Genomic DNA, 14807 nt, shown 5'->3' on the forward strand with positions numbered 1-14807 from the left:
TCTGAATTCAAGACAACATAGGGGGTGTTTCCAATTCGTGTATTCAAACAACTAGCTTGGTTCTTCAAGCTCGAGTGGCGGACGTATGCGCTCGGCATCGTCTTACTCATGTTCGTCGCGGCGCTCGAACTTATACCGCCGCGCATCATCGGGCGAATCGTCGATGAAATCAACCGGGGAACGCTTGGAACAGATTTATTATGGATGTTGCTCGGCGGGCTCGCGGCCGTCGGGATCGGGAACTATGTGGCCCGTTTCTTCTGGCGATACTTCATCTTCGGGGCTTCGATTCGCCTCGGTCGGATGTTGCGGAGTCAGCTCTATCGTCATTTCACCGATTTAGATCAACGGTTTTATAAGAAGTCGCGGGTCGGGGATTTGATGGCCCATGCGACAAACGATGTCCAGGCCGTCTCGACGACGGCGGGTGCGGGGATTTTGACACTCGTCGATAGCATCACCATGGGAACGTTCGTCATCATCACCATGGTGACGACCATCAGTTGGAAGTTGACGGTCGTGGCATTGTTGCCGCTGCCGATCATGGTCGCGTTGACGACGCGATACGGCAAACTCTTACATAATCGGTTCGGGGTCGCCCAAGCGGCGTTCTCTGAACTGAACGATAAAGTCCAAGAGAGCGTCAGCGGTGTCCGGGTGTTGAAGTCGACCGGGGAAGTCGGCCGCGACGTTGACTCGTTCGAGAAGCTATCCGACGAAGTCATGGCGAAAAACGTACGTGTCGCGAAAATCGACGCCTTGTACGACCCGACCATCTTCGGGATTGTAGGCCTCTCGTATATCTTGTCGATTGGTTATGGCGCGTATTTGATTGAACAAGGAGAGCTGACCATCGGACAGATCGTTAGTTTCACCGCCTATCTCGGCTTGCTCACATGGCCGATGCTCGCGTTCGGCTGGCTGTTCAATATCGTCGAACGAGGGCGGGCGTCTTACGACCGGATTGAGCGGATGCTCGCCGTCAAACCTGAGATTCAGGATGATCCGATGGCGGCGACGAAACTCGCCCATTCGGAGATTGAAGCGGATATTCGTGCGTTCCGTTATGACGAGACGCCCGTCCTGCAAGACGTCACATTCCGCCTCGAACGCGGACGGACGCTCGGACTCGTCGGCCGTACCGGTTCTGGTAAGACGACGATTGTACGCTTGTTGACACGAGAGTATGACGTACATGATGGGACGATCAAAATCGGTGGTGTCAACATTCGCCAAGTGAAAAAATCACTCCTGCTCGATAAAGTTGCCGTCGTCCCGCAAGATCATTTCTTGTTCAGCGATTCGATTGCGAACAATATCGCATTCGGCAAACCGGAAGCGAAACTCGACGAAATCATGGAGGTGGCAAAAATCGCCGAGGTTCATGATGACATCATGCGGCTGCCGGAAGGATACGCCACGCTCGTCGGGGAACGAGGTGTGACGTTGTCGGGTGGTCAGAAGCAACGGATTTCAATCGCACGTGCCCTCATGATTGAGGCGGACGTGTTGATCCTCGACGATGCCCTCTCGGCTGTCGATGCGAAGACGGAGGAGGCGATCATCGAGCATTTCCGGACCGGGAACCCTGACCAGTCCCGCTTGATCGTGGCGCATCGACTGTCTGCGGTCGAGCATGCCGACGAAATTCTCGTCCTTGAGGACGGTCGAATCATCCAACGCGGGCGTCATCAGGACTTGATTCGCGAGCCCGGTTGGTACAAAGACACGTACGATCGCCAACAACTCGAGGCGATTGTCGAAGGAGGTGGCCACCATGAAGCATGACGTTCAGGAATGGGCGGTCATTAAACGCCTATTGGCCTACACGAACCGCTACGCACGTCCGCTCGTACTCGCTTTTGTGTTCTTGCTGCTCGCCACCGGCGCAAAACTCGCAGGACCGTTCTTAATCAAAGTGTTCATCGATGAGTTCGTGACGCCTGGCGTCTATCCGACAAACTGGGTCGTCACCTTGCTCGTTGTTTATTTGGTCTTGCATGTGTCGGCGATCATCTTCGACTACTTGCAGTCGATCTCGTTCCAAAAGATTGCCTTAAAGATCGTGCAAAACATCCGGATGGATATCTTCCGTCACGTGATGGGGATGCGGCTCGCCTACTTTGACCGAACTCCGGCGGGAGTGCTTGTCTCTCGAATCACGAACGACACCGAGGCCGTCAAGGAACTGTACGTCGGGGTAATGAGCACGTTCGTACAGTCAGCGGTTCAATTGGTCGGGACGTACGTGTTCCTTTATATCCTCGAACCGACGCTCGCGACGATGGGGCTCGTCCTTGTTCCGCTGTTCTGGCTCATCATCTGGGCGTATCGCCGCTATTCGACAAAATATTTTGCCCAAGTGCGTGACTTGTTGTCACAACTGAACGGGCAATTGAATGAATCGATCAACGGGATGGGAATCGTTCAACAGTTCCGACAAGAAGAGCGGCTCGTCCGCCAGTTCGAAGAAACGAACAAGGCCCACCAAGAGGCACGCTATCGAAACTTGAAGCTCGACAGCATGTTGCTGCGACCGATCATCGAGCTGTTGCTCGCCTTCTCCATCATTGGACTGCTCGGCTATTACGGCGTCTTGTCGACGACCGAGCAAGTGCAGGTCGGGGTCGTCTATGCCTTCATCAGCTACATCGAGCGCATCTTCCGTCCGGTGCTCGACATCATGCAACGCTTGAGCGAGTTTCAACAGGCGGTCGTCTCGGCGGACCGTGTCTTCAAAGTCTTGGACACGGATGAACCGGCTCCAGGAAAGAGTCTTGCCGGTCCTGCCGAAATCGGCTCCGGGGAAGTCCGGTTCGAGAACGTCACGTTCAGCTACGATGGGGAAGTCGATGTATTGAAACAGATATCATTCGTCGCCAAACCAGGCGAGACGGTCGCCCTCGTCGGTCACACGGGTAGCGGAAAGAGTTCAATCATCAACCTGTTGACCCGGTTCTATCCGTATCAATCAGGCCAAATCACGATCGACGGGTATCCGATCGAGCAGTTCGAGGAAGCCGAGCTCCGAGCCAAAGTCGGGCTTGTGCTCCAAGATCCATTTTTGTTCACAGGGACGATCGAGGATAACTTGAAACTGTTCAATCCGACGATCGACTCGGACAAAGTCCGGGAAGCGGCCGAGTTCGTGCAAGCTCATACGTTCGTCGAGAAGCTTGAGGCCGGTTACGGACATACGGTCGGTGAGCGCGGCGCGACATTCTCGAGCGGGGAACGGCAACTGCTCGCCTTCGCCCGGACGGTCGCCCGTGACCCGAAGATTTTGATTTTAGATGAGGCGACGAGTTCGATTGACACCGAGACCGAGGAGCGTGTCCAGCTCGCCCTCGATCGGATGAGACGGGGACGGACGACGATTGCCATCGCTCACCGTCTGTCGACGATTCAAGATGCCGACTTGATTCTCGTCCTTCATCGGGGTGAGATCGTCGAACGAGGTAACCATCAGGCGCTTTTAAAACAGGATGGGCTGTACAAAAAGATGTACGAACTTCAATCTGGCCAACGTCTGATGTCATAAATTACAAAAAAGACACCGTCAAGGTGTCTTTTTTCCATGGAAAAAGCCCGCCACTTCAAGGAAGGACGGGCCGTTTGGTTCGATTAATTTATGTGGTCTGAAGCGTGTATGGCTAGGACGTGACGTGTAATCAGCTTGTCCAATTCTTGGCTGACATGAATCACTTCTGGAGACGTCCAACTGTGCTGCGAGGCGATTTCATACAGTTCATCGCGTTTCTGTTCAATGGCATAATGTAAGTTTTCAGCTGTGATGACCGCCACGGTGTTTCCCCCATCGTTGTAAGATCGATACTGACTAATAAGAATATCCAAATCTTAGCATCTAACACTACCGTTTACAAGTTTCATTTCCATTTCAAAGATTACAAATTCAATCATGTAAGGTGCTCGGAAAAAGATGCGAGCATTTTGAAAAGGTTTTCGCTATAATGGGGCTGAAAGGTGGAAGATCGCATGGAAGTCACACTTTGGCTCGCATTTGGGGCGGGCGTCTTATCATTTTTATCGCCGTGCACGCTACCGTTGTATCCAGTCTTTTTATCGTATATCACTGGGGTCTCAGTCTCTGATTTAAAGAGCGAGGGACTGCGACAACGCACGGCCTGGTTTCACACGTTCTCATTCTTGATTGGTTTCTCGATCGTCTTCCTCGTGCTCGGTCTGTCGACCTCGCTCATTGCCGACGTGTTCATTCAATATAAGGATAGTTTGCGCATGTTCGGTGCCATCCTCATCTTCGTATTCGGCGTCTTTTTGGCGGGACTTTGGCAACCTAGTTTCATGATGCGCGAGAAAAAGCTCGCTTTAGGGGAGCGTAAAAGCGGCTACTTTGGAACGGCATTGATTGGAATTGGATTCGCGGCGGGATGGACCCCGTGTACCGGACCGATTCTTGCCGGTGTCATCGCGCTCGCGGCCTCGAACCCGAGTCAAGGGATGGGCTATATGTTGGCGTACGTCATCGGCTTCGCCATCCCATTCCTCATCATGGCGAGATTTGTCGGGAAAATCAAATACTTGGCGCGCAACAGTGCCAAGGTGGCAAAATTCGGAGGTTATTTGATGATGGCCTTCGGCGTCGTATTATATTTTGATGGCATGAATCGCTTCGCTGCTTGGATGAGCGAATTAGTAGGATTCACCGGATTTTAAAAGGGGTTGACCGAATGTCGATATTTTGGGGATCGACCCTCGTCGCACTAATGATGGGCCTGATTGCGAGCTTCGTTCGCGTCAAAGCATCAGCACGTCCGACGAATGCTAAAAAGATCTTGATTCCGCCCTTGGCGATGTCGACCGGGATGTTGCAATTTCTCGTCCCGGCGTTTCGATTGACTTGGCTCGAGGTCGGAGAAGCTTTAATCGTCGGATTGATTTTCAGCGTATTTCTCATCAAGACATCGAACTTCGAGAAACGTGATGGTGAGGTGTACTTATCCCGCTCGAAAGCGTTCTTTATCGTCGTCTTCGTCTTATTGGCGATTCGGACGGTCATGAAGGCGTTTCTCGGAGACGAAGTCAATATTTTCGCGACGGGCGGACTGTTCTATTTGATTGCCTGGGGCATGATCGTCCCATGGCGCATCGCCATGTACCAAAAATATAAACAAATCGCTTCAACATGAACGGCGTCCCTCGCGAGGGACGCCGTTTTGTCGATTATGAAGATTTTTTCGTCATGGCAGCTTCCGTCTCGGCATCGATCCCGGTGTTCGCTTTGACGAGGATGCGTTCGAAGTTTCCGGCGACTTCGTCCGACTTCGTCACGTACGTCCCGACGATGGCGGCCAGGAAGCCGAGCGGGATCGAGACGATTCCCGGGTTCGTGAGCGGGAATAACGCCTCACCGATAAAGATTGCCGAGCCATCCGGTGCCCACACGTTCGGGCTGATGGCGACGAGGAAAAGCGACGAGAATAATCCGACGACCATGCCGAACACGGCTCCGTCCGTATTGAACCGTCTCCAATAAATCGTGAACAAAATGACCGGCAAGTTCGCGCTGGCAGCGACAGCGAATGCGAGAGAGACGAGAAATGCGACGTTCATCGATTGGGCGAAGAAGGCGAGTCCCATCGAGACGAGTGCGACCGCGATTGAAGCGATCCGGGCCGCTGTGACTTGTTCTTTTTCGGTCGCTTCGCCCTTCCGGATGAAATGACCATAAAAGTCGTGGGCGAACGCCGAGGCCGCCGATAAGACGAGTCCTGCGACGACGGCAAGAATCGTGGCGAAGGCGATGGCGGCCACGAAAGCGAACAATAAGTCACCGCCGAGCACTTGGGCGAGGAGAGGCGCGGCCATGTTCCCGGCCGGGTTGGCGGCGACGATGGCGTCCGATCCGACGAACGCGGCGGCCCCAAATCCGAGGAAGATCGTCAGTATGTAGAACGCACCGATGACCCATGTCGCATAGACGACGGATTGTCGTGCCGTCGGTGCATCCTTGACCGTGAAGAAGCGGATGAGAATGTGCGGTAGACCGGCCGTCCCAAGGACGAGTGCCAAATTGAGTGAAATCGTATCGAGCGGGAGCTTGAACTTGTTGCCAGGGTTCAAGAAGCTCTCCCCGAGCGGTGTCGCCTTACTGACCTCGGAAAACATGGTGAAGACGGAGAAGTCAAAGCGGGCGAACACGAGGAATGAAATGATGGCGGTCCCGATCATCAACAAGACGGCTTTTGTGATCTGTACCCATGATGTCGCGGTCATCCCCCCGAAAACGACATAGACGGTCATTAAGATTCCGACGACGATGACGCTCGTCGTGTAGGGGATGCCGAGCAAGAGCTCGATGAGTGCCCCGGCGCCGACGAGTTGGGCGATCATATAAAAGATGGAGATGACGATAGCATTCATGGCGGCAACCCCTCGCACGCGCGGCTTGTTGAAGCGTGCCGCAATCATATCGGCCATCGTATACTTTCCAAGGTTACGGAGCGGCTCGGCGACCAAATATAGGACGACGAGGTAGGCAACGAGGAAACCAATCGAGTAAAAGAACCCATCGAACCCGGCGAGGGCAATCATCCCGGCAATCCCGAGGAATGAAGCGGCCGACATATAATCACCGGCGATGGCCAGACCATTTTGGAATCCGGTCAAACCACCGTCGGCCGTATAAAAGTCGCTTGCGGTCTTTGTCTTTTGGGCGGCGAAAAATGTGATGACGAGCGTGAGTCCAACAATCGCGACGAATAGAAGAATAGCTGTCCAGTTCATCGTCCCTCCTCCTCTTGTTTGATGGCTGCGACGAGCTCGTCGAAGCGGCGGGCCCGGCGGCTATACATGACACAAAACGTCCAGGTCATGAAGAATTGAGCTAAGGCGAGCACCCAGGCCCAAGTGATCTCACCGGCGACAGCGATGTTCAAGAACGTGAAGTAGCTCGTGGAGATTGGTAACGTAAAATAAAAGATGAGTGAGAAGATGATGGACGGAACAATGAACCGGTTCTTTTCTTGCATCAACTTGTGGAATGAAGGGCTCTCGACGATTGTTTCGGCGGAGCGAGTGCTGTCAGTTCGCGTGACGTGCGTGACATCATGCATCGGAAAACCTCCTTTTGGAATCAAGATACGTACATTATAGAAATGTAAATAAAGGAAAAGCTATCCATTTTTATTGCTAAAACCCATGCATGTTATACTAATATTGGTCATACCACTTTATTGTAATCGTTTTTAATATTGTCTATATTATGAACGGTATTTAAGAATAATTAATCCGTCCAAAAAAGGTACTTTGGACTTAGTATTCGTATGGCACAATTTCCGTTTCGTATAACTTAGTTGAACTGGTGAAGACAAAAAAAGATGCCAAGCCCAAGGCCGGCATCTCGTTTCATCATTGTTGGAAATAATGTTGATACATTTTCCAGTCGATTTGTTCTTCTTCAAGCGCCTTTTTTAAAAATTTATGGTCCCGTTTCGGTGTCGCGGCGATATAGCCTTTGACGACGAGCTCAGTCGTCATTTCACGGGCCCGCGTCTCGAGAGCGAACTGTCCGATTTTGCCCGCAATCTTTCGGATGGCGACGTCGCGGAACAGCTCCGGTACCGGTGTGACGAGACGATCAAGCAATGTACGCGTCTCCGGTGTCCATAAGTGGCGTGTCTTGTCGATGTAATCATCCTCGATGTCGAGGAGTGAGCGCCCGTCTTCTTTCGGCATTCGTTTTAAAAATTTGCGGAACATGAAGTAGCCGCCGATCGACATCAACCCGATCATCACGAATCCCCAGAAGACAATGAAATACATCACCAAGTTTTCTGGCATCGTCTTTCCCCCGTTCTGTCATTTCACGATCATTCAAGCTAAGTATACAAAAAAGGGGCGCGATACAAAAGCTACAGCTATCCGTTCCTTACTATAAAGATGGACGAAACGCGCGGGCTTCGTTAGAATAGATAGCGTTGCAATGAGCAAGAGCCAGTGTAAATCGTAATGTTCAGAAAGGAAAGAGCCATACATGAACCAATTAAAACAAGAAGTTGAGAAGCGGCGTATTTTCGGCATCATCTCGCACCCGGATGCCGGTAAGACGACGCTCACCGAGAAATTGCTCCTTCACGGGGGAGCCATCCGTGAAGCGGGGACGGTCAAAGCCCGTAAAAACTCTAAACACGCCAAATCTGACTGGATGGAGATCGAGAAACAACGTGGAATTTCGGTCACGTCATCGGTCATGCAGTTCGTCTATCAAGACAAGGTCGTCTCGATCATGGACACACCAGGACACAACGATTTCGGGGAAGATACGTATCGCGTCTTGACTTCGGTCGACAGTGCCGTCATGGTCATCGATGCGGCCAAAGGGATCGAGACGCAGACGAAGAAATTGTTCCAAGTCTGTCGGATGCGCGGGATTCCGATTTTCACGTTCATGAACAAGCTTGACCGACAAGCGAAAGATCCGCTCGAGCTCATGGAAGAACTTGAAGAAGTGCTCGGCATGCCTTCGGTCGCCGTGACTTGGCCGATCGGGAGCGGAATGCAGTTCGAAGGGGTATACGATCGCTTAAAAAACGAAGTGCACTTGTTCCGTGGTGACAAAGCGACGCTCACGTTGAACGAGGATGGGGTCAATGATCCAATCCTCGCCGATCACTTGACGGAAGAGAACTTGACGAACCTTCGAGATGAAATCGATCTTCTCGACGGTGCCGGCAATGAAATCGACGTCGATGCAATCCAGCACGGGAAATTGACGCCGGTCTTCTTCGGGACGGCGCTCGTCGACTTCGGGGTGACGTCATTCTTGAATCACTACCTTGATATGTCACCGGCGCCTGAGGCACGTAAGTCGAACGTCGGTCCAATCGACCCGACGTCAGAGGACTTCAGCGGCTTCGTCTTCAAGATTCAAGCGAACATGAACCCGGCCCACCGCGACCGCATCGCTTTCGTTCGCATCTGTTCGGGCGTCTTTGAGCGCGGCATGGACGTCACGCTCACACGGACGGGCAAAAAGATCAAGTTGAGCCAGTCGACACAGCTCATGGCCAACGACCGGGAGACGGTCGACAAGGCGTTCGCTGGAGACGTGATCGGGATTTATGATTCGGGCACGTATCAAATCGGTGATACGATCACGACATCGAAACAAAAAATCGCGTTCGAGGCGTTGCCGACGTTCCCACCAGAACTCTTTATGCGCGTCTCGCCGGTCAACTCGCTCAAGTCGAAACATTTCCACAAAGGTGTCGAGCAGCTCGCCCAAGAAGGAGCCATCCAAGTGTACCGTAACGAGTATAACGAGATTTATCTCGGTGCGGTCGGTCAACTCCAATTCGAAGTGTTCGAGTATCGCTTGAACAATGAGTACGGCGTCGACATCCGCATGGAGCCGGTCTCATACAGCGTCGCCCGTTGGGTGAAGGACAAGGAATTGAAGGCGCTCAAGCCGTTCCAGGACTCACGCAACATGCTCGTGACGGACCGCTGGGAGCGTCCCGTGTTCTTGTTCGCCAACGAGTTCACGTTCGATCGCTTCAAAGAACGGTATGAAGATGAGCTCACGCTCGTCGACGCCCTCGACGTCAACGTCGAGATTGGCGCAGAATAATGGATGGACGGCTCTTCATAGGGCCGTCTTTTTTTGTTTCAGTGACTTGGTTGATTTTGATAAGTTTTACTTATGACTAATTTGTGACGGAATGTATTTTACGTCACGCTATAGTTGTATTATGATAAACATGTGATAAGTAAGCGATTACGGCACATGCCGAAGTCGCCGCTTTCAAAAAGGGGGATATCGTATGGAACAGACGAACGTATTAGACGCTTTCAAATCTCGGACGCAGTTCGAGGTCAATGGCAAAGCGTACGATTATTACCGGCTCAAAAAGCTTGAAGAAGAAGGGGTGACGGAACTTAGTCGACTTCCGTACTCGATTCGTGTGTTGCTCGAATCTGTACTTCGCCAGCAGGATGGCCGCGCCATCACGAAAGAACATGTCGAGAACTTGGCTAAATGGGGTACTGCCGAAGTCTCGAAAGACATCGATGTTCCGTTCAAACCGGCTCGCGTCGTCCTTCAGGACTTCACGGGTGTACCGACGGTCGTTGACCTCGCTTCACTTCGTAAAGCGATGGCCGACCTCGGCGGAGACCCGAACAAGATCAACCCGGAAATCCCGGTCGACCTCGTCGTCGACCACTCGGTCCAAGTCGATGCGTACGGTTTCGCCGGCGCACTCATGAAAAACATGGACATCGAGTTCGAGCGTAACGAAGAGCGCTACAAGTTCTTACGTTGGGCCCAGACGGCGTTCGACAACTATCGTGCCGTCCCGCCAGCAACAGGGATCGTCCACCAAGTCAACTTGGAATACTTGGCTTCGGTCGTGCTCGAAAAGAACGATGGAACGGGCAATGTCGCCTATCCAGACTCGCTCGTCGGAACGGACTCGCACACGACGATGATCAACGGACTCGGTGTCCTCGGCTGGGGTGTCGGTGGAATCGAAGCTGAAGCGAGCATGCTCGGACAACCGTCTTACTTCCCGGTACCAGACGTCGTCGGCGTCAAAATCGTCGGTGAAGTCAACCCGGGTGTCACAGCGACTGACGTCGCGCTCGTCGTCACAGAGATGCTCCGTAACGAGAAAGTCGTCGGCAAGTTCGTCGAGTTCTTCGGACCGTCGCTTCACACGATGCCGCTCTCGGACCGGGCGACAATCGCCAACATGGCACCTGAATATGGTGCGACATGTGGCTTCTTCCCAGTCGATACAGAGACGCTCAACTACATGCGCACGACAGGTCGCCCAGAAGAATTGATCGACCTCGTCGAAGCCTACTCGAAAGCGAACGACTTGTTCTATACGCCAGACCAGGCCGACCCGTCGTTCACGAAAACGCTCACGCTCGACTTGTCGAAAGTAGAGCCGTCGCTCGCTGGACCGAAACGTCCACAAGACCGGATCAACTTGTCAGACCTTCAGACGGCGTTCGTCGACAGCGTGACAGCACCAGCCGGACACAGCGGTTTTGGTCTTGAAAAAGCCGAGCTTGAGAAGACGGCAGCTGTCAACTACACGGACGGCGCTGTCGACATGCGTACAGGTGACGTGGCAATCGCAGCGATCACAAGTTGTACGAACACGTCGAACCCATACGTCATGGTCGGAGCAGGACTTGTCGCGAAGAAAGCCGTCGAACGCGGTCTCACGGTTCCGAAATTCGTGAAGACGTCGCTCGCACCAGGCTCGAAAGTCGTTACCGATTACCTCGATAAAGCCGGTCTCACGCCGTATCTCGACCAACTCGGTTTCAACACCGTCGGTTACGGATGTACGACTTGTATCGGAAACTCGGGTCCACTCGACCGAGAAGTCGAAGAAGCGATCACATCGAACGATTTGCTCGTCTCGTCGGTCCTCTCGGGGAACCGTAACTTCGAAGGCCGTGTCCACCCGCTCGTGAAAGCGAACTTCTTGGCGTCACCGCCACTCGTCGTCGCGTACGCGCTCGCCGGATCGGTCAACTTCGACATCATGAACGAGTCGTTCGGAACGGACAAAGATGGCAACGAGGTCTTCTTCAAAGACATCTGGCCATCAAACGATGAAATCAAGATGGTCGTTCAAGACGTCGTCTCACCGGAAGCGTTCCGTAAAGAGTACGACACGGTGTTCACAGGGAACGAGCGTTGGAACGCCCTCGACGTGCCAGAAGGCAACTTGTATGACTTCTCGGACGATTCAACGTATATCCAAAACCCGCCATTCTTCGAAAACCTCGAGCCGGAAGCGGGCGTCGTCCATGCGTTGAACGGACTCCGCGTCATCGGGAAGTTTGCTGATTCGGTCACGACCGACCACATCTCACCAGCCGGAGCATTCTCGAAAACGACACCAGCTGGCCAATACCTTCAATCAAAAGGTGTCGCACCGCTCGACTTCAACTCGTACGGCTCACGCCGCGGAAACCACGAAGTCATGATGCGCGGTACGTTCGCGAACATCCGTATTCGTAACCAAGTCGCACCAGGCACTGAAGGCGGCTTCACGACGTACTGGCCGACGGGCGAAATCATGCCGATGTACGATGCGGCCATGAAGTATAAAGAGCAGGGCACAGGCCTCGTCGTCTTCGCTGGGAATGACTACGGAATGGGCTCGTCACGTGACTGGGCAGCCAAAGGAACGAACTTGCTCGGCATCCGTGCCGTCATCGCGCAAAGCTTCGAACGGATTCACCGCTCGAACCTCGTCATGATGGGCGTCTTGCCGCTCCAGTTCATGGACGGAGAGTCAGCGGACTCACTCGGACTCACAGGCGAAGAGGCGATCGACATCCAAGTCGACGAATCGGTCCGCCCACGTGATATCCTGAACGTCAAAGCGACTCATGAGAACGGTACGGTGACTGAATTCAAAGTTGTCGCCCGCTTCGATTCTGAAGTCGAGATCGATTACTACCGTCACGGTGGAATCTTGCAAATGGTCCTCCGTAACAAATTGAAATAAGCCAACTGACCTTCCTTTGAAAAAAGGAAGGTTTTTTTAGTGAATGTGCGAATATAAGGTGAGACGGTGCACGATATCGGGAAGAGAATGGGGAGAGGGGGGAGTGTATGGAGCGACAAACGAAATCAGGCAAAAACTGGTGGCAACGGCTGACGCAAAAAGAGGAAGTGACGGAACAGGAAGTCGACATCACGCTTCCTCAGTTGCGAGAGGCGATCCACGAGTATGAGCAGACGTTGCCGAAAGGCGTCAATCGGACGGTGCTCCTCGATGAAGCACAGGAGATCGACCTTGCGCGTTTGAAGAAACATTTACCCGGCAAACCGAGGCAGCGATTTTACATGTCCAAAGAGACGTTTCACATCGTTCCCGAAACTGAACGGGAAGTGGTCTATGAGATGGATCAAGTCCAGCGGGCGCTCGATTTATATTTCGAACAAGAAAAAAAATTACCGCTCCGAAAATTCCAACAGACGTTACAACTTGATTTGACACGATTACGTGAAGGCGGGTATTTAAAAGTGTTGCCGAAACGGCCTTATTACGTCGTGGACGAGACATTGATCGTCTCGCTAGAACCGAAGCCGCAAGAGTGACGAAACCGAATCGTCACTCTTTTTGTCAGCGGCGCGATTACACGCCGAGGGGTTGAGTCGGGTTTATAAACTATGTTACGGTGGAAAACGTATATGAAAATAAGAAAATTGAATAGGAGTGAGATTATGGAAAGAAAAAGCCAAGTGACGACCGTTTTCCTCGTTTCAGCCATCATTACGGTCTTGTTCACGATTTGGGGTATCTTCCCTGAGCGCCTCCTCGGTAACGCGAGTCTCTTGAACGTGACGACGAAGTTACAAGGTTGGCTCTCGAACGGGATGGGTTGGTTTTATTTGCTCAGCGCGACTGGGATTTTACTCGTCGCCGTCTTTCTAATTTTTTCGAGATTTGGTTCGATTCGACTCGGCAAAGATACGGACCGACCAGAATTCAGCTATTTGACATGGTTCGCCATGTTGTTCAGTGCCGGAATGGGGATTGGCCTCATCTTCTGGGGGGCAGCAGAACCGTTGTCGCATTTCCATGCACCACCGTTTGAGTCGCCGACGCCGGAAGGCGATGCGCGCACTGCGATGCGTTATTCATTCTTCCATTGGGGCTTCCACCCGTGGGCGATTTATGCGATGATCGCGCTCGCCATCGCTTACTCGACGTTCCGCAAAGGTCGTCCGGCGACGATCGGAGAGACGATCGGATCGCTCGTCAATGACCGCTATGAACGTCCGGTCAAACAGACCGTTGATATTTTGGCCGTCATTGCGACCGCTTTCGGTGTCGCTACTTCGCTCGGATTCGGGGCCCAGCAAATCGCTGGTGGTCTGCATTACTTGATTCCAGGAGTGCCGAACGCGTTCTCGACACAATTTATCATCATCGCTGTCGTGACAGTGCTATACATGATTAGCGCTTCGACGGGTCTCGAGAAAGGGATTCGGATTTTAAGTAACACGAACATCTTCCTTGCCATCGTCTTGCTTGGAGCAACACTGGTGGCCGGACCGAGCGCGTTCATTCTCGATTTGTTCACACAGACGATCGGGACATATTTGCAACAGTTGCCGTCGATGAGTTTCCGTACGGGTGCATTTGAGCCTGTCGAACGGGAATGGATCAACGGTTGGACGATTTTCTATTGGGCATGGTGGATCTCTTGGTCACCATTCGTCGGAACCTTTATCGCCCGCGTCTCAAAAGGACGTACAATTCGTGAGTTCATCATCGGGATTCTACTCGTTCCGACATCGTTCGGTCTACTTTGGTTCTCTGTCTTCGGTGGATCGGCGATCTGGGCTGACTTGTTCGGCGGCGCAGCACTGATCGACCAAGTCAACGAAATCGGGACGGAAGTCGGGTTGTTCGCCTTGTTCGAGACGTTCGGCGGATTTGGGACGGTACTCAGTATCGTGGCCATTTTCTTAATCTCGACGTTCTTCATTACGTCGGCGGATTCGGCCACCTACGTGCTCGGAATGCTGACGACAAACGGTAAACTGATCCCGCCGATGCGCATCAAGTTGATTTGGGGCTTTATCCAATCTTCAATCGCTGCCGTCCTCTTATATGCAGGTGGGCTCGGAGCGCTGCAAGCGGTCGCGATTCTCGTCGCCTTCCCGTTCATCTTTGTCTTGATTCTGATGATCGTCGCCTTGTTCAAGGACTTGGCCGACGAACCGGACGAGCGGGACAAGTGGATTGAAGCGTATAAAGACGAAGAAGATAAACTCGGATAAG

The 14807-nt window shown here is 52.7% G+C and carries 12 protein-coding genes; 8 read left to right on the forward strand and 4 right to left on the reverse strand.

The features are described from left to right. The first annotated feature begins 33 nt into the window (after positions 1-33). Both KNP79_RS04720 and KNP79_RS04725 read left to right on the forward strand, forming a co-directional pair. Complete coding sequence (locus KNP79_RS04720) at positions 34-1788, forward strand: ABC transporter transmembrane domain-containing protein (protein WP_214763582.1); 1755 nt, start codon at positions 34-36, stop codon at positions 1786-1788. Further along, positions 1778-3541 carry an ABC transporter ATP-binding protein gene (locus KNP79_RS04725; protein ID WP_214763194.1) on the forward strand — a complete coding sequence of 588 codons (1764 nt, stop codon included), beginning with the start codon at positions 1778-1780 and terminating at the stop codon, positions 3539-3541. The genes KNP79_RS04720 and KNP79_RS04725 overlap by 11 nt, the downstream gene beginning before the upstream one ends. A gap of 83 nt (positions 3542-3624) precedes the next feature. On the opposite strand, the gene KNP79_RS04730 is transcribed toward KNP79_RS04725, so the two are convergent. Further along, the gene (locus tag KNP79_RS04730) at positions 3625-3804 is read right to left on the reverse strand and encodes an aspartyl-phosphate phosphatase Spo0E family protein (protein ID WP_034777785.1); all 180 of its coding nucleotides are present in this window, start codon (positions 3802-3804) and stop codon (positions 3625-3627) included. A gap of 192 nt (positions 3805-3996) precedes the next feature. Here KNP79_RS04730 and KNP79_RS04735 point away from each other — a divergent pair, with 192 nt between their 5' ends. Further along, positions 3997-4695 (forward strand): cytochrome c biogenesis CcdA family protein, encoded by a 699-nt coding sequence (locus KNP79_RS04735; protein ID WP_114166290.1) that lies wholly within the window; start codon positions 3997-3999, stop codon positions 4693-4695. A 20-nt stretch (positions 4696-4715) separates the two neighbouring features. Next, the gene (locus tag KNP79_RS04740) at positions 4716-5168 is read left to right on the forward strand and encodes a CcdC family protein (RefSeq protein ID WP_034779932.1); all 453 of its coding nucleotides are present in this window, start codon (positions 4716-4718) and stop codon (positions 5166-5168) included. A 34-nt stretch (positions 5169-5202) separates the two neighbouring features. On the opposite strand, the gene KNP79_RS04745 is transcribed toward KNP79_RS04740, so the two are convergent. From KNP79_RS04745 to KNP79_RS04755, 3 genes are all read right to left on the reverse strand, one after another. Continuing rightward, positions 5203-6765 carry a solute symporter family protein gene (locus tag KNP79_RS04745; RefSeq protein ID WP_138859341.1) on the reverse strand — a complete coding sequence of 521 codons (1563 nt, stop codon included), beginning with the start codon at positions 6763-6765 and terminating at the stop codon, positions 5203-5205. Next, positions 6762-7094 (reverse strand): DUF485 domain-containing protein, encoded by a 333-nt coding sequence (locus tag KNP79_RS04750; protein WP_215191404.1) that lies wholly within the window; start codon positions 7092-7094, stop codon positions 6762-6764. The genes KNP79_RS04745 and KNP79_RS04750 overlap by 4 nt, the downstream gene beginning before the upstream one ends. A gap of 295 nt (positions 7095-7389) precedes the next feature. Further along, a complete protein-coding gene (locus KNP79_RS04755) occupies positions 7390-7821 on the reverse strand; it encodes a DUF2621 family protein (protein ID WP_034777781.1) in 432 nt (143 codons plus the stop codon). A 193-nt stretch (positions 7822-8014) separates the two neighbouring features. Between KNP79_RS04755 and KNP79_RS04760 the strand changes: the two genes are divergently transcribed. The 4 genes from KNP79_RS04760 to KNP79_RS04775 all read left to right on the forward strand — a co-directional run bounded on the left by KNP79_RS04760 (position 8015) and on the right by KNP79_RS04775 (position 14806). Further along, positions 8015-9610 carry a peptide chain release factor 3 gene (locus tag KNP79_RS04760; protein ID WP_034777779.1) on the forward strand — a complete coding sequence of 532 codons (1596 nt, stop codon included), beginning with the start codon at positions 8015-8017 and terminating at the stop codon, positions 9608-9610. Positions 9611-9803: 193 nt separating this feature from the next. Then, positions 9804-12518: an aconitate hydratase AcnA gene (gene acnA, locus KNP79_RS04765; protein WP_214797549.1), complete on the forward strand. Its 2715-nt coding sequence runs from the start codon at positions 9804-9806 to the stop codon at positions 12516-12518. A 107-nt stretch (positions 12519-12625) separates the two neighbouring features. Further along, positions 12626-13114: a DUF3939 domain-containing protein gene (locus KNP79_RS04770; RefSeq protein WP_084592824.1), complete on the forward strand. Its 489-nt coding sequence runs from the start codon at positions 12626-12628 to the stop codon at positions 13112-13114. Positions 13115-13240: 126 nt separating this feature from the next. Beyond that, complete coding sequence (locus KNP79_RS04775; RefSeq protein WP_214797548.1) at positions 13241-14806, forward strand: BCCT family transporter; 1566 nt, start codon at positions 13241-13243, stop codon at positions 14804-14806. Position 14807: the final 1 nt, after the last annotated feature.

Origin of the sequence: Exiguobacterium sp. s7 (assembly GCF_018618195.1) — a bacterium.
GTDB lineage: Bacteria > Bacillota > Bacilli > Exiguobacteriales > Exiguobacteriaceae > Exiguobacterium > Exiguobacterium mexicanum_A.